The 23,040-nt window shown below is 68.0% G+C and carries 21 protein-coding genes and 3 tRNA genes; 18 read left to right on the top strand and 6 right to left on the bottom strand.

The window, feature by feature from the left end:
- Positions 1-2 precede the first annotated feature (2 nt).
- The 6 genes from AC5RVZ_RS23460 (at position 3) to AC5RVZ_RS23435 (ending at position 5,894) form a co-directional block, all read left to right on the top strand.
- On the top strand, positions 3-671 hold the full coding sequence (locus AC5RVZ_RS23460) for an HAD family hydrolase (RefSeq protein WP_494068048.1): 669 nt from the start codon (positions 3-5) through the stop codon (positions 669-671).
- 198 nt (positions 672-869) lie between these two features.
- Positions 870-2,051 (top strand): tRNA dihydrouridine synthase DusB, encoded by a 1,182-nt coding sequence (dusB, locus tag AC5RVZ_RS23455; protein WP_494068047.1) that lies wholly within the window; start codon positions 870-872, stop codon positions 2,049-2,051.
- On the top strand, positions 2,044-3,339 hold the full coding sequence (locus tag AC5RVZ_RS23450) for a deoxyguanosinetriphosphate triphosphohydrolase (RefSeq protein WP_494068046.1): 1,296 nt from the start codon (positions 2,044-2,046) through the stop codon (positions 3,337-3,339). The genes dusB and AC5RVZ_RS23450 overlap by 8 nt, the downstream gene beginning before the upstream one ends.
- A gap of 108 nt (positions 3,340-3,447) precedes the next feature.
- Positions 3,448-5,547, top strand: coding sequence for a DNA primase (gene dnaG / locus AC5RVZ_RS23445; RefSeq protein WP_494068045.1), 2,100 nt, complete (start codon positions 3,448-3,450; stop codon positions 5,545-5,547).
- A gap of 81 nt (positions 5,548-5,628) precedes the next feature.
- A tRNA-Asn gene (locus AC5RVZ_RS23440) sits at positions 5,629-5,701 on the top strand.
- A gap of 120 nt (positions 5,702-5,821) precedes the next feature.
- A tRNA-Asn gene (locus tag AC5RVZ_RS23435) sits at positions 5,822-5,894 on the top strand.
- A gap of 50 nt (positions 5,895-5,944) precedes the next feature.
- Here AC5RVZ_RS23435 and AC5RVZ_RS23430 read toward each other — a convergent pair.
- Positions 5,945-7,363 (bottom strand): GH1 family beta-glucosidase, encoded by a 1,419-nt coding sequence (locus AC5RVZ_RS23430; protein WP_494068044.1) that lies wholly within the window; start codon positions 7,361-7,363, stop codon positions 5,945-5,947.
- 432 nt (positions 7,364-7,795) lie between these two features.
- Here AC5RVZ_RS23430 and AC5RVZ_RS23425 point away from each other — a divergent pair, with 432 nt between their 5' ends.
- The 6 genes from AC5RVZ_RS23425 (at position 7,796) to AC5RVZ_RS23400 (ending at position 13,040) form a co-directional block, all read left to right on the top strand.
- Positions 7,796-8,533, top strand: coding sequence for a phage holin family protein (locus AC5RVZ_RS23425; RefSeq protein WP_494068043.1), 738 nt, complete (start codon positions 7,796-7,798; stop codon positions 8,531-8,533).
- 89 nt (positions 8,534-8,622) lie between these two features.
- Positions 8,623-9,252: a CDP-alcohol phosphatidyltransferase family protein gene (locus tag AC5RVZ_RS23420; RefSeq protein WP_494068042.1), complete on the top strand. Its 630-nt coding sequence runs from the start codon at positions 8,623-8,625 to the stop codon at positions 9,250-9,252.
- 42 nt (positions 9,253-9,294) lie between these two features.
- Positions 9,295-10,209 (top strand): DMT family transporter, encoded by a 915-nt coding sequence (locus AC5RVZ_RS23415; RefSeq protein ID WP_494068041.1) that lies wholly within the window; start codon positions 9,295-9,297, stop codon positions 10,207-10,209.
- 52 nt (positions 10,210-10,261) lie between these two features.
- A complete protein-coding gene (locus AC5RVZ_RS23410; protein ID WP_494068040.1) occupies positions 10,262-11,458 on the top strand; it encodes a glycosyltransferase in 1,197 nt (398 codons plus the stop codon).
- 87 nt (positions 11,459-11,545) lie between these two features.
- Positions 11,546-11,619: transfer RNA gene (locus AC5RVZ_RS23405), tRNA-Ile, on the top strand.
- A gap of 230 nt (positions 11,620-11,849) precedes the next feature.
- Positions 11,850-13,040 (top strand): acyl-CoA dehydrogenase family protein, encoded by a 1,191-nt coding sequence (locus AC5RVZ_RS23400; RefSeq protein ID WP_494068039.1) that lies wholly within the window; start codon positions 11,850-11,852, stop codon positions 13,038-13,040.
- Here AC5RVZ_RS23400 and AC5RVZ_RS23395 read toward each other — a convergent pair.
- Positions 13,037-13,543 carry a murein hydrolase activator EnvC family protein gene (locus tag AC5RVZ_RS23395; protein ID WP_494068038.1) on the bottom strand — a complete coding sequence of 169 codons (507 nt, stop codon included), beginning with the start codon at positions 13,541-13,543 and terminating at the stop codon, positions 13,037-13,039. The two genes, AC5RVZ_RS23400 and AC5RVZ_RS23395, sit on opposite strands and share 4 nt — an antisense overlap.
- Before the next feature lie 372 nt (positions 13,544-13,915).
- On the opposite strand from AC5RVZ_RS23395, the gene rpsB reads away from it, so the two are divergent.
- The 6 genes from rpsB to AC5RVZ_RS23365 all read left to right on the top strand — a co-directional run bounded on the left by rpsB (position 13,916) and on the right by AC5RVZ_RS23365 (position 18,965).
- Positions 13,916-14,827, top strand: coding sequence for a 30S ribosomal protein S2 (gene rpsB / locus AC5RVZ_RS23390; protein ID WP_494068037.1), 912 nt, complete (start codon positions 13,916-13,918; stop codon positions 14,825-14,827).
- Between the two features lie 117 nt (positions 14,828-14,944).
- Entirely contained in the window at positions 14,945-15,784 is an 840-nt protein-coding gene (tsf, locus tag AC5RVZ_RS23385; RefSeq protein ID WP_494068036.1) for a translation elongation factor Ts, read from the top strand.
- 169 nt (positions 15,785-15,953) lie between these two features.
- Positions 15,954-16,697: a UMP kinase gene (gene pyrH, locus AC5RVZ_RS23380; protein ID WP_494068035.1), complete on the top strand. Its 744-nt coding sequence runs from the start codon at positions 15,954-15,956 to the stop codon at positions 16,695-16,697.
- Positions 16,698-16,791: 94 nt separating this feature from the next.
- Positions 16,792-17,349, top strand: coding sequence for a ribosome recycling factor (gene frr / locus AC5RVZ_RS23375; protein ID WP_494068034.1), 558 nt, complete (start codon positions 16,792-16,794; stop codon positions 17,347-17,349).
- A gap of 23 nt (positions 17,350-17,372) precedes the next feature.
- Positions 17,373-18,275, top strand: a complete 903-nt coding sequence (locus AC5RVZ_RS23370; protein ID WP_494068033.1) for a phosphatidate cytidylyltransferase — start codon at positions 17,373-17,375, stop codon at positions 18,273-18,275.
- A 99-nt stretch (positions 18,276-18,374) separates the two neighbouring features.
- Positions 18,375-18,965 carry a DivIVA domain-containing protein gene (locus AC5RVZ_RS23365; protein WP_494068032.1) on the top strand — a complete coding sequence of 197 codons (591 nt, stop codon included), beginning with the start codon at positions 18,375-18,377 and terminating at the stop codon, positions 18,963-18,965.
- 15 nt (positions 18,966-18,980) lie between these two features.
- Here the strand turns inward: AC5RVZ_RS23365 and AC5RVZ_RS23360 are convergent, their stop codons facing one another.
- From AC5RVZ_RS23360 to AC5RVZ_RS23345, 4 genes are read right to left on the bottom strand one after another with little or no spacing between them, the layout of a single operon-like run.
- On the bottom strand, positions 18,981-20,486 hold the full coding sequence (locus AC5RVZ_RS23360) for a sodium/solute symporter (RefSeq protein WP_494068031.1): 1,506 nt from the start codon (positions 20,484-20,486) through the stop codon (positions 18,981-18,983).
- Positions 20,483-20,980: a DUF485 domain-containing protein gene (locus tag AC5RVZ_RS23355; RefSeq protein ID WP_494068030.1), complete on the bottom strand. Its 498-nt coding sequence runs from the start codon at positions 20,978-20,980 to the stop codon at positions 20,483-20,485. Before AC5RVZ_RS23355 ends, AC5RVZ_RS23360 begins: the two co-directional genes overlap by 4 nt.
- Positions 20,977-21,699, bottom strand: a complete 723-nt coding sequence (locus AC5RVZ_RS23350) for a LytR/AlgR family response regulator transcription factor (RefSeq protein ID WP_493977696.1) — start codon at positions 21,697-21,699, stop codon at positions 20,977-20,979. The genes AC5RVZ_RS23355 and AC5RVZ_RS23350 overlap by 4 nt, the downstream gene beginning before the upstream one ends.
- A 47-nt stretch (positions 21,700-21,746) precedes the next feature.
- Entirely contained in the window at positions 21,747-22,964 is a 1,218-nt protein-coding gene (locus AC5RVZ_RS23345; protein WP_494068029.1) for a sensor histidine kinase, read from the bottom strand.
- Positions 22,965-23,040: the final 76 nt, after the last annotated feature.

The raw sequence follows: 23,040 nt of genomic DNA, 5'->3' as shown, positions 1-23,040 counted from the left end.
TCATGAAGGGCGTGCTGTTTGACGTGGACGGGACGCTGGTGGACTCGAACTACCTGCACGTGCTGGCCTGGTGGCAGGCCTTCCGGCAGGCGGGTCTCGACGTCCCGATGGCAGCCATCCACCGTTGCGTGGGAATGGGCGGCGGCAGGCTCATCGCGCAGCTGCTCGACGAGGACCGCGACCAGTCCCGGGACGAGGACCTCAAGGCCGCCCACGGAACCGTCTTCTCCACCTTTTGGCCGGCCCTGCGCCGCTTCGACGGTGCCCGTGAGCTCGTGCGCCGGTCCGCCGAGGAGGGTTTCGCCGTCGTGCTGGCCTCTTCCGCCGAGGGAACGGAGCTGGAAGTGCTGCGCCGCGTGATCGACGCCGACGGGTCCATCACCGCCGCCACCAGCTCCGCGGACGCGGAGAACAGCAAGCCGGCGCCGGACATCCTGCAAGCGGCCCTGGACGCGGCGGGCCTGCAGCCCGCAGACACCGTTTTCGTGGGCGACGCCGTGTGGGATGTCCAGGCAGCGGGAGACCTCGGGATCCCGTGCATCGGCCTCGAATGCGGCGGGACCCCCGCTGCGACCCTGCTCCACGCCGGCGCGGCAGAGGTATACCGGGACCCGCAGGACCTGCTCGAACACTTCACGGACAGCGCCCTCGGCGGCTTGCTGCGCGCCTGAGGGCCGCCGGATGGCGGGCGGCCTGCTGCGCGCCTGACGGCTTGCTGCGCGCCTGGCGGCCGGCGCGCGGCCGGGCTGTCCCGCGGACGCGAACAAACCCCGGCGGCTGGGAGGGACGGCGGCGAAGCGGACCGGGCCGTAAGTCCACAGGCGGGGGTGCCGGCGGACGGATTTGCCCGGTTTTGAGAGAATGGTGGGGTGACACTTACCGCTGCCCCCGAATCGGCCGCCAAGCTCGAGCTTCCGCCGCTCAAACTCGGCCCGATAACCGTCGACACCCCGGTGGTGCTGGCACCCATGGCCGGCATCACCAACAAGGCGTTCCGCCGGCTCTGCCGCCAGTACGGCGGCGGCCTGTATGTGGCGGAAATGGTCACGTCCCGCGCGCTGGTCGAACGCAACCGGGAGTCCATGCGGATCATCTCGCACGATGAGGACGAGGACGTGCGGTCCGTCCAGCTCTACGGCGTGGATCCCAAGACCGTCGGCGCCGCCGTCCGGCTGCTGGTGGAGGAAGACCGCGCCGACCACATCGACCTGAACTTCGGCTGCCCGGTGCCGAAGGTCACCCGCCGCGGCGGCGGCTCGGCGCTGCCCTGGAAAACCGAACTGTTTACCGCGATCATCCAGGCCGCGACCCGCGAGGCCGCCAAGGGCGACGTGCCGCTGACCATCAAAATGCGCAAGGGAATCGACGACGAGCACCTGACCTTCATCGAGGCCGGCAAGATCGCCCGCGACGCCGGGGTTGCGGCCGTGGCACTGCACGGCCGCACTGCCAGCCAGTTCTACTCGGGCAAGGCCGACTGGAACGCGATCGCCGAACTGCGGGAAGCCCTGCCGGACATCCCGGTGCTGGGCAACGGAGACATCTGGAGCGCCGAGGATGCGGTGCGGATGGTGCACCAAACGGGAGTGGACGGCGTCGTCGTCGGCCGTGGTTGCCAAGGCCGGCCGTGGCTGTTCGGTGACCTGCAGGCCGCCTTCGAAGGAACCGACAGGCGCTTCCGCCCCGGGTTGAAGGACGTCGCGGACAGCTTCTACCGGCATGCCGAGCTGCTGGTGGATTACTTCGAGGACGAGGGCAAGGCCCTGCGGGATATCCGCAAGCACGTGGCCTGGTACTTCAAGGGATACTCGGTGGGCGGAGAGCTGCGTGCCGCGCTGGCCCAGGTGCCTACCCTCGGGGTGCTGCGCGAACTGCTGGCCGAACTGGATGCCGACGCTCCCTACCCTGGGGCGGACGCCGAAGGCCCGCGCGGCCGGGCCGGTTCGCCCAAACGCACGGCGCTGCCCGACGGCTGGCTGTCCAGCCGGGAGCTGAACGCGGATCACAAGGCCATGATCGCCGCCGCTGAACTGGACGTCTCCGGTGGCTGAGGTACGCACCGGGCGCCCGGCCCCGCCCACGCCGGGCTACACGGAGTTCGACCAGGAGCGCTGGTACACGGAGGAGCCGAAGAGCACCTACCGCACGCAGTTCGAACGCGACCGGGCCCGGGTCCTGCACTCGTCGGCCCTGCGGCGGCTGGGCGCCAAGACCCAGGTGGTGTCCCCGGACACGGACGACTTCGTGCGGACGCGGCTGACGCACAGCCTGGAGGTGGCGCAGGTCGGCCGCGAACTGGGTCGTACCCTGGGCTGCGACCCGGACGTGGTGGATGCCGCCTGCCTGTCCCACGACCTGGGCCATCCCCCGTTCGGCCACAACGGGGAGACCGCGCTGAACGCCGCGGCCCACGCCATCGGCGGTTTCGAAGGCAACGCCCAGACACTTCGGCTGCTGACCCGGCTGGAGCCCAAGATCCTGCGCCCGGACGGATCGCCGGCCGGGCTGAACCTGACCCGGGCCAGCCTGGACGCGGCCTGCAAATACCCGTGGTCCGCCGACGACGCGCCGGTGATCCACGGCAAGCGCACCAGCAAGTTCGGCGCCTACGAAGACGACCTTCCCGTGTTCAACTGGCTGCGCGAAGGCGCCGCGGAGCGCCGGTCCTGCCTGGAGGCCCAGGTGATGGACCTCGCCGACGACATCTCCTACTCCGTGCACGACGTCGAAGACGCCATCGTGGCCGGACGCATCCAGCTCAAGTGGCTGGACAGCGCCGACACCCGCAGCAGGGTCATCGGCTACACCCAGCAGTGGTACCTGCCCTCCAGTGACGCCCAGGAAGTGGACGAGGCGCTCATCCGGCTGGAGCGCTCCGGCGTCTGGGTGCGCGAGGCCGACGGCAGCCGCAAGGCAATGGCCGCGCTGAAAGACATGACCAGCCAGCTGATCGGCCGCTTCTGCTCAAGCGCGATGGAAGCCACCCGCTCCATCTACGGCCCGCAGCAGCTGACCCGCTACGGAGCGGAGCTGGTGGTGCCGCAGGAAACCGCCACCGAGATCGCCGTGATGAAGGGCCTGGCCACCACATTCGTGATGACCGCGGACCTGCGCCAGCCGGTCTACGAACACCAGCAGGAGATCCTGCACGACCTGGTCAGCGAGCTCCATGCCACGGGGGAGAAGCATCTGGAGGAACCCTTCGCCTCGGATTGGCGGGATGCGGACGACGACGGCGGCCGCCTTCGCGTGGTCATTGACCAGATCGCCTCGCTCACCGATGTCTCCGCCCTGGCGCTGCACGAACGCCTGATGGGGTCCCACCGCACCCTCCTGTGAGGTTGCGGGCCCCGCAGCTTCCCTCCACAGGCGGCTGCGCGCGGCGCCTCCTGCACAAGCCGCCGGCGGTTCCGCCGTCGATTTGGCACGGCTGCATACCATGGGACTATGGCCGGACTCATTAAGCGTGAAGACATCGATGAAGTCCGCCAGCGTACCGACATCAAGGAAGTCATCGACGGCTACGTCACGTTGAAGTCGGCCGGCATCGGTTCATTCAAGGGCCTGTGCCCCTTCCATGACGAGCGGTCGCCGTCGTTCCACGTCCGTCCGCAGGTGGGCACCTACCATTGCTTCGGCTGCGGCGAGGGCGGCGACGTCATCTCCTTCGTGCAGAAGATGGATCACACCACGTTCAGCGAGACCGTGGAGAAACTCGCCCACCGGATCAATTACACGCTCCGGTACGAAGACGGCGGCACCGGCCCCCGCCGGGAGGACGTGGGCAAGCGGCAGCGGCTGCTGGACGCACACAAGGTTGCCGCGGAGTTCTTCCGGGAGCAGCTCCAGAGCCCGGGTGCCGCGACGGCTCGGGAGTTTCTCTCCGGACGTGGCTTCGACCAGGCCGCCGCGGAACAGTTCGCCGTGGGCTATGCCCCGCAGGGCTGGGACGGCCTGCTCAAGCACCTGACCGGCCGCGGCTTCACCCAGGACGAGTTGCGCATGACCGGCATGTTCTCCGGCGGATCGGACGGCTCCGACGGCAGGAACAGCCGGATCTATGACCGTTTCCGCGGCCGGCTCATCTGGCCCATCCGCGACCTGACCGGCGCGACCATAGGATTTGGTGCCCGCAAGCTCTTCGAGGACGATCAGGGGCCCAAATACCTCAATACGCCGGAGACGGCGCTCTACAAGAAGTCGCAGGTCCTGTACGGCATCGACCTAGCCAAACGGGACATCGCCCGCAACCGCCAACTGGTGGTCGTGGAGGGCTACACGGACGTAATGGCGTGCCACCTTTCGGGCATCCGGACGGCCGTGGCGACGTGCGGCACATCCTTCGGCACCGACCACATCAAGATTGCGCGGCGCCTGCTCTCCGACGACGGGACCGGCGGCGAGGTCATCTTCACCTTCGACGGCGACGAGGCGGGCCAAAAGGCCGCGCTGCGGGCCTTCGAGGAAGACCAGCGCTTCGTCGCCCAGACCTACGTAGCCGTCGAGCCGAGCGGCGCGGATCCGTGCGACCTGCGTTTGAGCCACGGCGAGGGTGCGGTGCGCGAGTTGATCAGCTCCCGCCGTCCGCTGTTCGAGTTCGCGATCAAGGCCACCTTGAAGAAGTTCAACCTGGACACAGTTGAAGGAAGGGTCCAGGCCCTGCGTGCCGCTGCACCGGTGGTTGCCGAGATCAGGGACCCCGCCATGCGACCCGGCTACTCGCGTGAACTCGCCGGCTGGCTGGGCATGGACATCGAAGACGTCACCCGCGCGGTGGCCGGGGCCGCCAAACGGGGACAGGAATCCGGGACCCGGGCGGCGGGCCGCGAGCGGGGCCAGCAGGACCGCGGGCAGGAATCGAACCGCGGCAACCAGCAGCCGCCCGGACCCTACCGGCGCGGCGGCGGTCAGCAGGGCCGGGACGCATGGAATCCGGGAAATCCTCCCCCCCGGCAACAGGACGGCCAGCCTGCCTACGGGCACGCCGCGCAGCACGGCTACGGCCGGGGCGCCGAGGCCGGCGGAGGAATGGACTACGCCCGGGAATCCGGCCAGTACGCGCCACCTCCCGCCTTTCCGCGGCCGGACCTGCGTGATCCCGTAGTCCGCCTGGAACACCAGGCACTGGAAGTGGCCATCCAGCAGCCCGGCCTCCTCGATGCCAACCAGTGGGAACAGTTCATGCAGGCCCGCTTCCTGGCGCCCGTGCATGTGGCCATCCACGGCGCCGTCCGGGCGGCCGGTGTTTCCGGTGCCACACCCTCGCAGTGGGTGGAGACCATCCGCCAGGAGGTCCCGGAGGAGCTGCGCACCTTCGTCTCGGAACTTGCGGTGACCCCGCTGCCTGCCCAAAACGACGACGCCCTGCGGCTGTATTGCCGGGGGATCCTGAACCGGCTGCAGGACCTGCAGATCACCCACCTGAAGGCCGACAAGCTGGGCCAGTTGCAACGGATGGATCCAACGTCCGATCCCGAGAGCTTCCAGCAGATCAACCGTGAACTGATGGAACTGGAGATGCAGCGGCGCGCCCTTCGCGCGGAGTAGGGTCGGGCCTTCAATTGGCAAGTTCCGGCCTCCATTGAGTATGCTGTTGGAGGTCAAACCGCCGGTGGCGGATGATTTCTTTCCCCCGTAGCTCAATTGGCAGAGCATTCGACTGTTAATCGAAGGGTTACTGGTTCGAGTCCAGTCGGGGGAGCGGACAAACACAGGATCCCCGTCTTCTGCAGGAGGCGGGGATCCTGTGCGTCCGGGGTCCTCCGCGCGAGGCCGATTTCGTCTCCGCGGCGCCGTCCTGCTAGAGTTTTACTCGCTTCAATCCCCCGTAGCTCAATTGGCAGAGCATTCGACTGTTAATCGAAGGGTTACTGGTTCGAGTCCAGTCGGGGGAGCTGCAAGGCAAAATCCCGCACCCCGCGCCGGCTGCGGGATTTTTCTTTGGCTAGGCCGAGGCGACCCGGTTGCCGGCGGCGACCTGCGCGTACCAGCGGCCGCTGTCCTTGACGGTACGCTCCAGGGTGGCGTAGTCCACCCGGGTCAGGCCGAAGCGCTTGCTGTAGCCCCAGGCCCACTCGAAGTTGTCCATCAGCGACCAGCCGAAGTAGCCACGCAGGTCCACGCCGTCCTGGATGGCACGGTGGCATTGCAGGATGTGCGCGCGCAGGAACTCCAGCCGCTGCCGGTCATGCACGGCGCCGTCGGCCGAGACCTCGTCGTCGAAGGCCGCCCCATTCTCGGTGACGAAGAGCGCCGTCTTGGCCGGCCCGCTGTACTCGTGCTGCAAACGGACGAGCAGCCGGTGCAGTCCTTCCGGCTGGATTTCCCAACCCATCGCCGTCGTGGGCAGCCCGCGGGGAACAGAGCTGACATGGTCGGCCGCGGGGTAGGGCGGCGCCACCGGACGCTCGACCGGGGCGGCATGCGTGTTTTCCGCGTCCGGGCGGGGGTGCCCGGTCACCGCTTCACCGTGGTAGTAGTTGACCCCCAGCACCTGGATCCTGGTTCCGATCAGATCCAGGTCGCCGTCCCGGATACTGGCTTCCAGTCCGTACGGCCCCACGTCCACCAGAAAATCCGCCGGGTAGGAACCGCGGAAGACGGGGTCCAGGAACGCGCGGTTGAACTGGCCGTCGATTCGGCGGGCGGCGTCCACATCGACGGGATCCTCCGGATTCAGGGGATCCGCCACCGTGAAGTTAAGGGTGAGGCCCAGCTCGGCGGCCGGATCGCGGCGGCGCAGTTCGTCGGTGGCCAGCCCGTGCCCCAGCAGCAGGTGGTGCATGGCCGCCAGGGCTTGCGGCCTCGACTGGATACCCGGGGCATGGACACCCGAACCATAGCCGAGGAATGCCGAGCACCATGGCTCGTTGAGCGTGGTCCAGACGCGTACCCGGTCACCGAGCGCCTCATGGACCGCCAGGGCATATTCCGCAAAGCGGTAGGCGGTGTCCCGGTTCGCCCAGCCGCCGTTCTCCTGCAGCGCCTGCGGCAGATCCCAGTGGTACAGCGTGAGCCAGGGCTTAATGCCCGCCGCGCACAGTTCGTCCACCAGGCGGGAATAGAAATCCAGGCCGGCCGGGTTCACGCCCGCGTCGTCCGGTTTGACCCGCGGCCAGGACGTGGAAAACCGGTAAGCGCCCAGGTTCAGGGATGACATCAGGGCGACGTCCTCGCGGTAGCGGTGGTAGTGGTCGCAGGCCCGTTCGCCGGTCTCGCCGCCCACGATCGCTCCCGGCAGCCGGCAGAAGACATCCCAGATGGAATCGGTGCGGCCGTCGTCGCTGGACGCACCTTCGATCTGGTAGGCGGCCGTCGCGGCGCCCCACAGGAACTGCTGTGGAAATTGCACGACCTTGCTCATCACTGATCCCTTGCGGAAACGGGCATGGACACCGGCTGCCTGCCAGCCTAGTTCGCAGGGCGGGTGAACGTAAGCGTTTACTCTTATTTTTTGTTCCACAGCCCTCCAGTGAAACTACTCCCTACGGCTGAGGGGCCAGACTGGGGCAGAATGATAATTTGAAGGTATGGACACTCGCGCACTACCGACAAGATGGAGGCAGAGCCCATGACCGGTCCGGAAAGCCACGGAAGCACCGCAACCGGTGCGAGGACGTCCGGGAGCACCGCAACCGGTGCGGGGACTCCCGGAAGCACCGTCACCGGTGCGGGGACTCCCGGAAGCACCGTCACCGGGTTGCGGCCGCCCGGGAGCGCTGCAGCCCGTGTCGGGCAGCCGGGGAGCACCGCTGCCCGTGTCGGACAGCCCGGAAGCACCGCTGCCGGCGCCAGGTTGTCGACGGCGGGGCTGGCACGGCTCGCCGGCCAGCTGACCCCCCGCCAGCTTCAGGACGAGTTCTCGCTGGCCCTGCTCGAGCTCAAGGGCAAGGGCGTCAAGGCAGGCATTGCCGCCGCGATCCTGGCGGTCGCGTTGGTGTTCCTGGTCTTGATGGCCATCTCCCTTTTGGTCGCCGCAATCATGGGACTGGCCCTCATCATGCCGGCCTGGCTGGCGGCGCTGCTTGTTGCAGCCGTGTTCCTGATCCTCGGCGGAATCCTGGCCCTCATTGGAATCTCGAGGGGCAAGAAGGCCATGCCGCTCCTGCCCGCCGAGGCCATCCGCGGCGTCAAGTACGACGTCGGCGTGTTGCGTGAGGGCAGCAGCTTCAATCCGGCGACACTGGACGAAAAGCCCCAAAAGGAGACCAAGGCGGAAAAGGCGGAGCGCAAGGAACCGCAGGAGCCGGCTCCGACGATGGACGAACTGCGTGCCCGTACCGCGGAGCGCCGCGACCATTTGGCGGCAGTCAGGGACGATCTCGGCCGCCGCGTCGACCCCAAGCCCCGTGCGGAGCAGGCCAAGCGCCGGGCGAAGCATGCGGCAGATGCTGCCACGGAACGCCTGGTGGCAGGCGCCGAAGCCGTCAGCGAGGCCGGCCCGGAGCTGAGGGAGCGTTGGAAGCCACTGGCGACGCTGGCGGTCTCGCTGACCGCCATGGGCGTCATGCTCCGGCGGCTGCTGAAAAAATAACCATTACCACCGTCGCACGGCGGCACGGGAGCCGGCTGCAGCGCAGCCGGCTGCCCAGCGTGGAACGACGACTGAGGGGAGGGACGGCGTTGAGGATCATCGGTGCCGGGACGCGGCGCGACTTCGAGTACCGCGAGCTGCACACGTTCTGGACCATCCCGAACCTCATCACCGTCCTGCGTTTCCTTGCGGTGCCGCTGTTCGTCTGGCTGATCGCCCGACACTCGTATGGGGCAGCCACCATCACGCTGATCGTGCTGGGATCCACGGACTGGGTCGACGGCTACCTTGCCCGCCGCCTCGACCAAATCTCCTCGGTCGGCAAGTGGCTGGACCCGGTGGCCGACCGGCTGGCCCTCATCATCGTGGCCACGACGTTTGTCGCGGCCGGCATTGCCCCGTGGTGGCTGCTGTTGTCCATCATCATCCCCGACGCGATCCTGCTCGTGTTCTCATTGCTCCTGTTCCATGGCAGCCCCGACCTTCCCGTCACGGTCATCGGCAAGGTCCGGACGGCCCTGCTGCTGGCGGGAACTCCGCTGCTGCTGCTCCATCGGGTGGAGGGGTTCGGGCACGACTGGCTGCTGACCCTGGCCTACGCCATCCTGGCCGCGGGCTGTGCGGGGCACGTCCTCGCCTGGCTGGGCTACATGCGGGCGGCCTGGGGCAAGTACAAGCGCCGGCGCGAGGCCGGGCAGAACGATCCACACCGTGGTTGACCCGCGCTCCGGGCGGAAACGGACATCTCCTGACGGGACCCCATGGTCTGGTTAGCAATCTTCTGTGCCCTGCTCGGTGCCTTCTTCCTCGCCCTCGGCACCCAGCGCCAAGCCAGCGCCGTCCAAGCCAATACGGGCGGCCTGGCGATGAGCGTCGCCGGTTTGCTGCGGATGCTCCGCAATCCCCGCTGGGTCCTGGGACTGCTGCTGTTGGCCGTCGGGATGGGATTGAACGTGTTTGCCTTGGTGAGCGCGCCGCTGACCGTCGTCCAGCCCATCGGCGCCATCGCCCTGGTGATCACCACGATCATCAATTCCAAGGACCAGGGGATCCGGCTGAACCGCGTGACGGTGGTGGCGATCTCAACCTGTGTGGCAGGCAGTGCGGTTTTCGTACTGCTGGCGGTCAACGTCACCGGCGCGACCCATCGGGTGCGGGCCGACGAGGAACTCTCAGCGGTCCTGCTGCTGGCCGTCGTCGTTGCCGTCTTCCTCTCGCTGGAACTGATGTTCCGGCGCAGGCTGAATGCCTTCGCCTACATCCTGGGAGCCGGCATGTTGTTCGGTTTCGTCGCCGTGCTGGTGAGGATCATCGGCCTGCGGCTGCTGGAGCCGGGCGGCGGTTTCATCGGGAACGTACCGATCTACACGCTCATCGCCGTCGCCGCGGCCGGCGGCCTGGGGGCTTGGTTTGTCCAGAGCGCCTATGCCAGCGGCCCGCCCGACCTGGTCATCGCGGGGCTGACGGTGATCGACCCGCTGGTCGGCATCGCCATCGGCATTTTCATCCTCGGAGAGCTCAGGCCCGACGTCGAACCGGTGTTTGCGATTGGCATGGTGGGAGCAGGTTTGGTTGCTATTGTTGGGGTCATTGCCCTCTCGAGGCACCATCCGGACGTGTTGCAGAAACAGGAAGAAGCCCGGCGCCGGGCCCAAGCCTCGGGCAAAAAACCATAGGGCCGGCGCGATGACCAATACCGTGACCACGAAACAAGGAGTCCTGCCGCAGGTGAGCGACGACATCGGACCGAAACCCCTCAAGATCCTGATTGCAGCCGATACCTACCCGCCCGATGTCAACGGGGCGGCCGTCTTCGGGTTCCGGCTGGCCACAGCGATGACCAAGCGCGGACACAGCGTCGACATCATCGCCGGGCGGTATGACAAGGGCCCGACCTTCGTGGAACACCGTGCGGAGGCGACGGTGCACCGGCTCCGCTCACACTCGGTGCCGACGCACGAGACGTGGCGCATCTGCTTTCCCTGGGAGATCAAACGCGACATCAAGCGGATCTTCGATGAGGTCCAACCGGACGTCGTGCACATCCAATGCCACTACATGATCGGACAGGCCACCATCGCCGAGGCAGTGCGACGGGGCATCCGCACCATCGCGACCAACCACTTCATGCCGGAAAACCTGGAGCCGTTCCTGCCGTTCCCGCAGTGGTTCCTGGACATCGTGGCGAAGAACTCCTGGCGCGACATGGGCAAGATCATGGGCAAGGCAGCCGTGGTGACGACGCCGACGCCGCTTGCCGCCAAGGCGATGCGGGACCACGCCTTCCTGCACAAGGTGATGCCGCTGTCCAACGGCATCGATGCCGCCGCCTACGAGCTGGCACCCGGGGAAACGATCGAGAGGCCGGAGCATCCCACGGTGCTGTTTGTGGGCCGGCTGGCGGTGGAAAAGAACGTGGACACGCTGATCGAGGCGCTGGCCATGACGGACCCGGCGCTGAACGTCCATCTGGAGATCATCGGCGACGGCGACGAGCGCAAGAACCTCGAGGCGAGGGTCGCCGCGATGGGGCTCGGCCGCAGGATCGCGTTCCTGGGCCATGTGGACGACGCCGAACTGCGCCGGGCCTACCTGCGCGCGGCCGTGTTCTGCCAGCCCGGAACCGCCGAACTGCAGTCCCTGGTCTCCCTGGAAGCCATGTCCGCCAGCAAGCCGGTGGTGCTGGCCAATGCGATGGCCCTGCCGCACCTGGTGGACGACGGGGTCAACGGCTACCTGTTTGCCCCCCGCGATCCGGCCGATCTTGCGGCAAAGCTCAACGCCGTCCTCGGCCAGAGTCCCGAGCGGCTGGAGGCCATGGGCGAAGCCAGCCACGCGAAGGCGATGCGACACGGTATCGACAAGACGATGGACACTTTCGAGCAGCTCTACCGCGGAGCCTCGGCAGACGACTACCTCGACTAGGCCAACGTGCGCCCGCCGGTCGGGAGGACTTAGTATGTCTAAGGTGCCGGTAACGGTCCCCGCTCTGCGGGGCGCTGCCGGCAACGAGGGGCGGTAGCTCAGCCGGTCAGAGCAGAGGACTCATAATCCTTTGGTCGTGGGTTCAAGCCCCACCCGCCCTACGTTCAGAGAAGGCCCCGGATCAGGATGGTCCGGGGCCTTCGTCATGCCGCCGGCGGACTTCGCGGGAGTCCGTGGCTGCGGCTGCCCCGGCACCCCGGCTGAAGCTGCGGCCGCGCCGTCGGCCGTTGCCCGATGACCGGTTGTGCGCTAAGTTACTGCTCAGTAACTTATTCTTTCCCCGGCGCCTCCTGCCCGGGGCCGCGACCTGTTCACAGAAAAGGAAGCCACTATGGGCCAGCGCGTCATCGATCCGAACGACCTTCCCTACGCCGATGGAGACTTCTACTCGTTCGAGGAGATGCTCTCGGACCCCGAACGTTCGCGGCTGCACGACATCCGCGACTGGCTGGCCAAGGAAGTCCGGCCGATCGCCGTCGACTGCTGGAACCGGGCGGAGTTCCCCCTGGAGATCATTCCGAAACTGGCGGACCTGGACGTGGTCAGCCCGGTCAGGCGGCAGGGGTATTCCAACTTGTTCGCCGGCCTCGTCCACGCGGAGTTCACCCGCGCCGACACCTCCATCGCCACGTTCCTGGGGGTCCACGACGGCCTGTTCGCCGGATCGATCGAAGTCCTCGCGTCGAAGGAGCAGCAGGAGGCCTGGCTGCCGGACATCTATGCCCTCAAGAAGATCGGCGCATTCGGGCTGACGGAACCGCTCGGCGGCTCCGACGTCGCCGGCGGCACGCGCACCACGGCCCGGCGCGACGGGGACAGCTGGGTGCTGAACGGGGCCAAACGCTGGATTGGCAACGCGACCTTCTCGGACTGGGTCGTCATCTACGCGCGCGACCTGGCCGACAACCAGGTCAAGGGCTTCCTCGTGGACACGGCCACCCCCGGCTACGCTGCGACGAAGATCGAGAACAAGATCAGCCTGCGTACCGTGCAGAACGCGGACATCACCCTGGAAAACGTGGTGGTCCCCGATGATTTCCGGCTCAAGGGCGCCAACAGCTTCCGCGACACCAACAAGGTGCTGAAGGTGACGCGGCTTGCCGTCGCCTGGCAGGCGGTGGGGCAGCAGATGGCTGCCTTCGATGTGGCCCGGCGCTACGCCGTGGAGCGGCACCAGTTCGGGAAGCCGCTGGCATCGTTCCAGCTGGTGCAGGACCAGCTGGTGCAGATTCTCGGCAACACCGTCGCCTCGATGGGCATGATGGTCCGCCTGGCGCAGCTGGAAGACGCCGGACAGGCCAAAGACGAGCAGTCCGCTTTGGCCAAGGCGTTCACCACCGCCCGGATGCGTGAAAGTGTGGCCCTGGGCCGCAACATCCTGGGCGGCAACGGCATCGTGGCCGACTACGAAATGGCCAAGATCTTCGCCGACGCCGAGGCCATCTACTCCTACGAGGGAACCCACGAAATCAACTCCCTGGTGGCAGGCCGGGCGATTACCGGCGTGGCGGCGTTCGTCTAGCCATCCGGCACCGGCAGCAATACCGAAGGCCGCAGGTCCATGACGAACTGCAGGGGATTGACATAGGCGTCGCCGCGACGGACGCCCCAGTGCAGGCATGCGCAATGGCTGCTCACGGCAACCGTTCCCACCGGATCGCCCGAGGAAACGGTATCTCCGGCCCGCAGTTCGGATGCCACGGCCAGCAGGCTGCTGCGCAGGCCGTTGCCGTGATCGATGGTGACCACCGGCCGGTCGACCACCCGGCCGGAGAAGCTGACCCGGCCGTCGGCGGGGGAGAGGACCGTTGCCCCCGCCGGAACCGCCAAATCGACGCCGCGGTGTCCGCCCAGCCACGGCTTCGGCGGCGGGTCAAAGCCGCGCGCGATGGCGGGTTGCGGGCTGGCGGGCCAGCTCCACGGCGGGGAATAACCGGACTGGCCCGCCGGCTCGGGTGACCCGGCCGCGGCCAGCAGCACGGCAGAGGCCGCGGCGGCGGCGAAGCGGAACATGGTCGGGGTCATGCAACCGATCCTCGCCGCTGCCCCCGGTCCGCGCCGCGGCGGCGCCGGAGGGTGTGCGCAACCCCTTGGCTCGGCCGGCTGTGGAGGGCGGGAACGCGCAGGAATAGGGTGCCGCCTGTAGTACACTGGACGAAGCAGTTTTCCGTCCATGACGCATGTCCGGACGGAGGCTGACTACGCGTGTCTGAAATCCATCGGCTTGATCTTAGCGATGGAAGTGTGTCCAGGCGGTCCGGGAAACCGGTCCGGGCACATGCGCCGCCATGGCGGCGCCAACAGACGCCAGGAGCTTAGCCCGCCGGGCGACAAGCTAACAACCGTCTACAGGCAGCAGCCCAGGCCCAGCCCGATGCTGCCGGAAGGAGTGACGACATGCCAGTCGTTACCATGCGCCAGCTGCTCGACAGCGGCGTACATTTCGGTCACCAGACCCGCCGTTGGAACCCGAAGATGAAGCGCTTCATCTTCACCGAGCGCAACGGCATTTACATCATCGACCTGCAGCAGTCGCTGTCCTACATCGACCGCGCCTACGAGTTCGTCAAGGCCACGGTCGCCCACGGCGGCACCGTCCTGTTCGTCGGCACCAAGAAGCAGGCCCAGGAAGCAATCGCCGAGCAGGCCACCCGTGTCGGCCAGCCGTATGTCAACCAGCGCTGGCTCGGCGGCATGATGACCAACTTCCAGACCGTCTCCAAGCGCATCTCGCGCCTGAAGGAACTCGAAGAAATCAACTTCGACGACGTCGCTGCCTCCGGCCGCACCAAGAAGGAACTGCTGCTGCTGCAGCGCGAGAAGACCAAGCTGGAAACCACGCTGGGCGGCATCCGCAACCTCACCAAGACCCCTTCGGTCATGTGGGTTGTCGACACCAAGAAGGAACACCTCGCCATCGACGAGGCCCAGAAGCTCGGCATCCCCGTGGTGGCCATCCTGGACACCAACTGCGACCCGGACGAAGTCGACTTCCCGATCCCGGGCAACGACGACGCCATCCGCTCCGTCAACCTGCTGACCCGCGTGATCGCCGACGCCGTTGCCGAGGGCCTCATCGCCCGCAACAACCGCGCCGCAGGCAACACCGAAGCGCCGGCCGAGCCGATGGCCGAGTGGGAGCGCGAACTGCTCGAGGGCTCGACCGAGGCCCCCGCCGCCGAAGCCCCCGCCGCCGAAGCTCCGGCCGCCGAAGCCCCGGCCGCCGAAGCCGCTGCTGAGGCTCCCGCCGAGGCCCCGGCTGCCGAAGCCCCCGCTGCCGAAGCACCCGCCGCGGACACCGAGAAGTAAATCCGACTCACCGGGGGCGCCCTGCGCGCCGCCGGACTTCCGCTGGCGGCCCGGCCTGGCTCAGGCCGGCCGCCCGCGGCACCGAACACTACTTAATACGGGAGGACTGGCGTCCAAATGGCGAACTACACCGCTGCTGATATCAAGGCACTGCGCGAGCGCACCGGCGCCGGCATGATGGATGTCAAGAAGGCCCTGGACGAGGCCAATGGAGATGCCGAAAAGGCCATTGAGCTGATCCGCATCAAGGGACTGAAGGGCGCCACGAAGCGCGAAGGCCGCTCCACCGCCGAAGGCCTGGTGGCCGCCAAGGTCATCGACGGAACGGTCGGCGTCATGATCGAGGTCAACTGCGAGACCGACTTCGTCGCCAAGTCCGCCAAGTTCATCGAACTCGCTGACAAGGTACTGGCCACGGCGATTGAGTCCGGCGCCGCCGAGCTCGACGCGCTGCTGGCCGCCGACGTCGACGGCAAGCCGCTGGGTGATTTCGTCGTCGAAGAAGGCGCCGTGCTCGGCGAAAAGGTCGTTGTCCGCCGGGTTGCCCGCGTCGAAGGCAAGACCGTCGATGCCTACCTGCACAAGACTTCCAAGGACCTGCCGGCACAGGTCGGCGTCCTCTTCGCCGTCGACGGCGAAGGTGACGCGGCCTTCGAGGCCGCCCACGACGTCGCCGTGCACAGCGCGGCCTACGCACCGGCCTACCTGACCCGCGAAGAGGTCCCGGCCGAGACCGTGGAGAACGAGCGCCGCATCGCCGACGAGACCGCCCGCGCCGAGGGCAAGCCCGAGGCAGCCCTCGCGAAGATCGTCGAGGGCCGGCTGAACGGTTTCTTCAAGGAGATCGTGCTGCTGGACCAGCCGTTTGCCAAGGACCCCAAGCAGTCCGTCGGCAAGGTGCTGGAAGCGGCCGGTGTCAACGCCACCGCCATTGCCCGCTTCCGCGTCGGAGCGTAACCTCGGTCGCAACGTTTAGGCGAACTGGCTGATTCAGATGACGAGGGGGTGGTCACCATCGGGTGACCACTCCTTTTTCATGTCCGGATCGGCCGCGCGGCTTCAGCCGTCGGGCAGCCGCGGCCAGTCACACACTCTTTCCCCAGAACCACGCACGCCGGGAGGCACCATGGAATCCCAGAACACCCAGACCACCGCTGATGCCGGGGCCAAACGCCGCCGCGTCCTGCTGAAGCTTTCGGGCGAAGTCTTCGGCGGGGGGAAGCTGGGCGTGGACCCTGACACCGTCCGGGGCGTCGCCAAGCAGATCGCCGCCACGGTCGGCCAGGTCGAAGTGGCCATCGTCGTGGGCGGCGGCAACTTCTTCCGCGGCGCCGAACTGTCGACGTCGGGCATGGACCGCTCCCGTGCCGATTACATGGGCATGCTCGGCACCGTCATGAACTGCCTGGCCCTCCAGGACTTCCTCGAGCAGGCCGGGGTGGACACCCGCGTGCAAAGCGCGATCACCATGGGGCAGATAGCCGAGGCCTACATCCCGCGGCGGGCCATCCGGCACATGGAGAAGGGCCGCGTGGTCATCTTCGGCGCCGGCGCCGGCCTGCCCTATTTCTCCACCGACACCGTGGCTGCCCAGCGCGCACTCGAGGTGCACGCCGACGTCGTGCTCATGGCGAAGAACGGCGTGGACGGCGTCTACACGGCCGACCCGAAGAAAGACCCGGCCGCGGAGAAGCTCGACACCCTGACCTATGACGAAGCCATGCGCCGGAATATCCGGGTGATGGACCAGACCGCCTTCAGCCTGTGCCGCGACAACAAGCTGTCCATGGTGGTCTTCGGGATGGAGGGCGAAGGCAACGTGACCCGTGCGATTCTGGGGGAACAGATCGGCACCTACGTCACCGCCTGACTGGCGCCGGGCCGTCCGCCGGATAGCCTAGGATGGAAAGCAGAGCCAGGACCGCGGGCATCGCGGAGTGAATGAAGGACGTGAAGGAGAGACCGTGATAGACGAGACGCTGCGCGAAGCTGCCGAGAAGATGGACAAGGCAGTCGAAGTGGCCAAGGAAGACTTCGCCACCATCCGCACCGGCCGCGCCAATCCGGCACTGTTCTCCAAGGTCACGGTCGACTACTATGGCACGCCGACCCCGCTGCAGCAGTTGGCGTCCTTCCAGAACCCCGAACCACGCACCCTGCTGATCACGCCGTACGACAAGTCGGCGCTGAACGACATCGAGAAGGCGCTGCGCGATTCGGATGTGGGCGCCAACCCGGCCAACGACGGCGTGGTGATCCGCGTGGTCCTGCCGGAACTGACCATGGAACGCCGCAAGGAGTACGTCAAGGTCGTGCGGGGCAAGGCCGAAGACGCTAAGGTTTCCATTCGCAACATCCGCCGCAAGGCGATGGACACCATCGGCAAGCTGGTCAAGGACGGCGAGGTCGGCGAGGACGAAGGCAACAGGGCCGAAAAGGAACTGGACGCCCGGACCAAGTCGCACACCGACAACGTGGACGAGCTCCTCAAGCGCAAGGAAGCCGAGCTGCTCGAGGTCTGATGAGTACGGACCAGCCTCAACCCATGGCTGGCGATACGCCGGCTCCGGCGGCTGGTCCGGGACAGCGGCCGGCAGAACCCGGACGGCGGGCGCTGCGTGCCGCCGCCAAGCCTTCCCGTGCCGGGCGCAATCTGCCGGCAGCCATCGTCGTCGGACTCTCGCTGCTCATCGTTGTCCTGGTGGGCCTTTTCCTCCTGCCCGATGCCTTCGTGGTGCTGGTGGCCGGGTTCTCGGCGGTGGGCGTGTGGGAGGTTTCCCGCGCCCTGACGGTCAAGAACATCAAGGTGCCGCTGCCGCCGCTGTTCGCGGGCGCCCTCGCGATGCCCGCGGCCGCCTATTACGGCGGGCCGGAGGGGCTCGCCTTCGCCCTGGTCGCCTCCTGCGTCGCCCTGATGGTCTGGAAGTGCCTGGACAGTACCGACGGCGCGGTCAACAGCGTGCTCAGCGGTACCTTCATCCTCTGCTGGGTACCCTTTTTCATCAGCTTCTCGCTGCTGTTGCTGCTGGAGGAGTCCGGCGCCCTGAAGGTGGCCACCATGCTGCTGCTGGTGGTCTCCAACGACACCTTCGGGTACCTCATCGGGGTGTTCTTCGGGAAGCACCCGATGGCGCCGAAGATCAGCCCCAAGAAGTCGTGGGAAGGGTTTGCCGGTTCGGTCGGCGGAGCCGTCCTGGTCGGCGTCCTGTGCTCGGTGCTGGTGCTGGACCTGCAGTGGTGGTTCGGGCTCGTCCTGGCCGTGGCCACCGTGGCCGCCTCCACCGTGGGCGACCTGGCCGAATCGATGGTCAAGAGGGAACTTGGCATCAAGGACATGAGCAACTTCCTGCCGGGCCACGGCGGGGTGATGGACCGGCTGGATTCCATCGTGTTCGCGGCCCCGGTGGCTTTCGTGCTCGCATCGTTGCTGGCCCCGGGGGCCGTGTAGGCGCGCGGCCGCGGTTACCCGGGGCCACGCGGCGGCCCGCATAGACTGGGCACCGTAGACAAGCGGAACGTATTGAAGGAACAGGAACCACAGGACACCATGGCGCGACGAACCATTGATGCCGGCAAGGGCAGTGCCCCGTTCGACCACGTGGACCGGCGGAACTTCGGCTACAACGCACGCCAGGTGGACGACTTCCTGGGCCGGGCGCGGGAGTACTACAACAACCCCGAGCCCGACGACGCTCCCATCACCAGCCGCGATGTCCGGGCCATGACGTTCGATCCGGCCAAGGGCGGTTACGACCCGCGGGCCGTCGACGCCGCGCTGGACCGGCTGGAGGACGTCTTCGCCCAGCGGGAGCGCGACGCGCTGATCCGGCGGGACGGCGAACAGGCCTGGCTGACCCAGATCGGCCGCGTGTCGGCGATGCTGCGCGCCCGCCTGCACCGCGCCCCGGGCGAACGCTTCCGCCGGCCGGCGAAGCGGAACGCCGTCAGCTACAACGTGGAGGACGTCGACGCGCTGTGCGTGGAACTGCTGGGCTATTTCGAGCACGACCAGCCGATGAGCGTCGACGTGGTCCGCAGGGCCGTGTTCCGCGAGGCCAAGGGCAAAGACGGCTACGAGGAAAACCAGGTGGACGCGTTCCTGGACCGCGTCGTCGAGTTGATGGCCGCGATCGACTGACGGGCCGGACCTTGTTCAGTCCCCGGGACCGGGCCAGCCGACCGGCTCCGGCCTGTCCGCCCGCTCCGGGGTGTGCAGCCGTGCCATGACCCGGGCAGTGGTGGCCGGCCTGCGCGAAGCCGTCGCCCGGGAAACGGCCACGGTCACCAGGAACGCCGCCGGAACCGTCCAGGCCGCCGGCTGTCCCAGCGGCTCGGCCCAGGCGCCCAGTTTCGGTCCCGCCACGGCAGCCGCCAGCAATGAACCGCCGCAGAGCACCGCCCCCGACACCATGCCGGCAATCGCGCCGGCATCCGTGAGGCCGCGCCACCAGATGCCCAGCAGCAAGAGCGGGCAAATGGTCGAGGCGGTGAACGCGAAGACCGTGCCCACGCTGCCGGCCAGGGCCAGCGATTCGGTGCCCAGGGCGATGCCCAGCGGCACGATGGCCGACAGCACGGCGGCCAGCCGGAAGCCCCTGACGCTGCCGCGGAACAGGTCCTGGCTGACCACCCCGGCCAGGGACACCACCAGCCCGGAGGTGGTGGAGAGGAACGCCGCGAACGCGCCCGCCACCACGCACGCGCTCAAGAGGTCGCCGGCCAGGCCGTCCACAATCCGCCCCGGCAGCAACAGCACCGTGGCGTCGGACTGGCTGCCGCCGGCCAGCCGCGGCGTGTGCAGCCGGCCGAGGATGCCATAGATGGTGGGGAAGAGGTAGAACAGCGCCAGCAGCCCCAGCACCAGTTGCGTGGTGCGGCGGGCGGCGGCACCGTCGGGATTGGTGTAGAAACGCACCAGCACGTGCGGCAGCCCCAGCGTGCCGAAAAGCAGGGCAACGATCAGCGAGATATTCCGGTACAGCGATGCATCGCCGACGACATCCAGCGACGGGTCGAAGGCCGCGCCGCCGCCGGTGGCCGACTGGCCCGAACCGGCGAGGACCAGCAGGATGAACACCACCGGGACGGCCAGAGCCGTGAGTTTCAGCCAATACTGGAAGGCCTGCACGAAGGTGATGGAGCGCATGCCGCCGGTGACCACGGACAGCACCACCACGACGACGACGGCGAGGGCGCCTGCCCAGCCCGGCAGGCCCGTGGCGATGCGCACGGTCAGGGCGGCCCCGTGCAGTTGCGGCACGATGTACAGCCAGCCGACCGCTATCACCAGCAGGCTGGTGACGCGGCGGGCGGCGGTGGAATCGAGCCGTGCCGCGGCGAAGTCGGGAATCGTGTACGCGCCGGAGCGGCGCAGCGGGGCGGCCACGAACAGCAAAAGCATCAGATAGCCGGCGGTGTATCCGACGGGGAACCAGAGCGCGTCGATGCCCGAGACCAGGATCAGCCCTGCCACGCCCAAAAAGCTTGCGGCCGAGAGGTATTCGCCGCCGATGGCCGACGCATTCCACCACGGCTTGACCGTCCGCGAGGCGACGTAGAAATCACCGGTGGTGCGCGAAATCCGCAGCCCGTAGATGCCGATCAGCACGGTGGCGGCGCAGACCGCGGCCACCGCCGCCAGCCCGGCGGCCGAGTTCACTGCTTCGTCCCCGGGTCAACCCGGTCGGCCGTCAACTCGCGGAAGCGGCGCTCGTTGCGGGCGGCCGCCCGGTTGTAGAGCGCGGCGCACGCCAGGATGATCGGGTAGATCCCGATGCCCAGCAGCAGCCAGGGGAGCGGGACGGTGAACACGGTCAGCGTGCCCGTGAGCGGTACCAGCGCGATCAGCACGGCCATGCCCAGCAGGATCAGCCCGAAACCGGCCGCCACCACGACGGCCAGGCGCAATTGGGAACGGACCAGGGACCGCACGAAGAGCTCGCCGACCTCGGACTGCTCGGCCACCTCGCGGGAGAAGGTGTAGCCGCCCGCCGGCCGGGGCGCGGCCGAACGCGGCGCGGTGACGCGGATGCGCTGCCGGAAACCGGCCGACGGAACCTGTGCATCGCCGTCGGGCAGCGGGGCGCCGCCGGGCAGCGGGACGCCGCCGTCGTCGCCAAGGGGAACCTCGCCGCGGCCGGGACCGCTGCTCATCCGCGCGGCCTCACCCGCGTGGCCTCCAGCCTGTCGCGGACGGCGGGCAGATGACGCCGGCTGACGGGCAGTTCCGCACCGCCGACCAGGAGGCTGGCCCTCCCGGCGCTGGTGCGCATCTGCTGGATTTGGTCCATCGCCACCAGGTAGGACCGGTGGATCCGGAGGTAGCCGGCGTCCGCCCACTGGCGCTCCAGGTCGTTGAGCGGCACCCGGATCAGGTAGCTGGCGTCGGCCGTGTGCAGCCGGGCGTAATCGCCCTGGGCCTGCACGTACTGGATCTCGTCGCGCCGGATCATCTTGGTAATGCCGCCCTGGTCAACGGTGACGACTTCCGGCTTGGCCGCGCCGCCGTCTTCCATCAGTTCGCAGATCCGGCGCACGGATTCCGCCAGCCGGTCTGCCCGCACCGGCTTGAGCAGGTAGTCCACGGCGGCCAGCTCGAAGGCCTGCAGCGCCTTGTCCTCATCGGCGGTCACGAAAACGACGGCGGGCGGGCGGCTGAAGCGGGAAATAACCTTGGCGATGTCCAGCCCGGTCAGGGCCGGCATGTGGATGTCCAGAAAGAGCGCGTCCACGTCGTGGCGCTCCAGGGCACGCAGCGCTTCGGCGCCGCTGGTGGCCTTGTGGACCTCCCCGATCCGGGAATCCCGGGCGAGCAGGTACGCCAGGGCCTCGACGGCGGGGGCTTCGTCATCGGCGACAACCACATTGACCATGGCCCACAGTCTATTAGGCCCCGGGGTGTAGCTCCGCGCCGGCCGCTTCAGTCCACCAGGTTCCCGGGCTGAGACTTGGGTAGCCGCAGCGTGACCAGCGTGCCGGCACCGGGCGCCGTGTCGACCACCAGGCCGTGTTCGTCGCCGTAAACCTGCCGCAGCCTCACGTCCACGTTGCGCAAACCCACATGGTCGCCTTCGGCGCGGCCGGCCAGCACGGTGCGCAGCCGCTCCGGATCCATGCCCACGCCGTCGTCTTCAATGGTCACCACGGCGTACGCGCCGGCGTCGTGGGCGGTGATGGTGATCTGCCCCGGCCCTTCCTTGGCTTCGATCCCGTGGCGCACCGCGTTCTCCACCAAGGGCTGCAGGGAGAGGAACGGGATGACGGTGCTGAGGACTTCGGGGCCGATCTGCAGGCTGACCCTGAGCCGGTCGCCGAACCGGGCCCGTTCCAGCAGCAGGTAGCGGTCGATCGATTTCAGTTCCTCCGCCAGGGTGGTGAAGTCTCCGTGCCGCCGGAAGGAGTAGCGGGTGAAGTCGGCGAACTCGATCACCAGCTCCCGTGCCCGCGCCGGGTCGGTGAGGATGTAGGAGGCGATGGCGTTCAGGGCGTTGTAGATGAAGTGCGGGCTGATCTGGGCCCGGAGCGCGCGCACCTCGGCCTCCATCAGCAACGTCCGCGAGGTGTCCAGTTCGGCCAGTTCGATCTGCGTGGCCACCCAGGCCGCGACCTCGTTGGTGGCCCGCACGAGCGACGCGGCGACGTGTCCGGTGTAGGCGCCGACGGTGCCGACCACCCGGTCCTGCACCCGGATCGGGGCGAAGACCGCTTCCGTCGGGCCGCCGTTCCGGGCGGCGGCCCCCCGCGGGACCCGGCCCTCCGGCAGCAACTGGTCGCCGCGGAAGACCTGGGTGCGGCCCGATCCGATGGTCTTGCCGGCCAGGCGCAGGGCCGACTCCGGCGGCTGGCCGGCGCCGTCCCAGCCGAGCACATCGTCCAACCCGGTCAACACCAGCACCTCGGAGCCCAACAGGCCGCGCAGGTGCTTGCTCGCCTTGCCGGCGCCGGCCGGCGTCAGTCCGGCGCGCAGGTACTGGCCGGCAAGCCCGGCGGTATGCAGCGTGGCGTAGGTTGCGCGGTCGGCCTCGGAGCCAAGGTCCCGATAGGACCGGGTCAGTTTAAAGCCCACCAGCGCGATCACCGCCACCGCCGCCGCGGCCAGGGCGGCGATGAGCGCGATGTCCACGGCCGGGCTGAGCATGCCCTCCAGCCTAGCCGCCGGACGGCCGGGCCGATTGCAGCTCGGCGCACGGAGGTGCCGTTCACCGCAGCCGGAG

The sequence above is a fragment of the Arthrobacter sp. Cza30 genome, from assembly GCF_059090765.1.
This window is presented reverse-complemented; position numbering and strand designations above follow the sequence as displayed.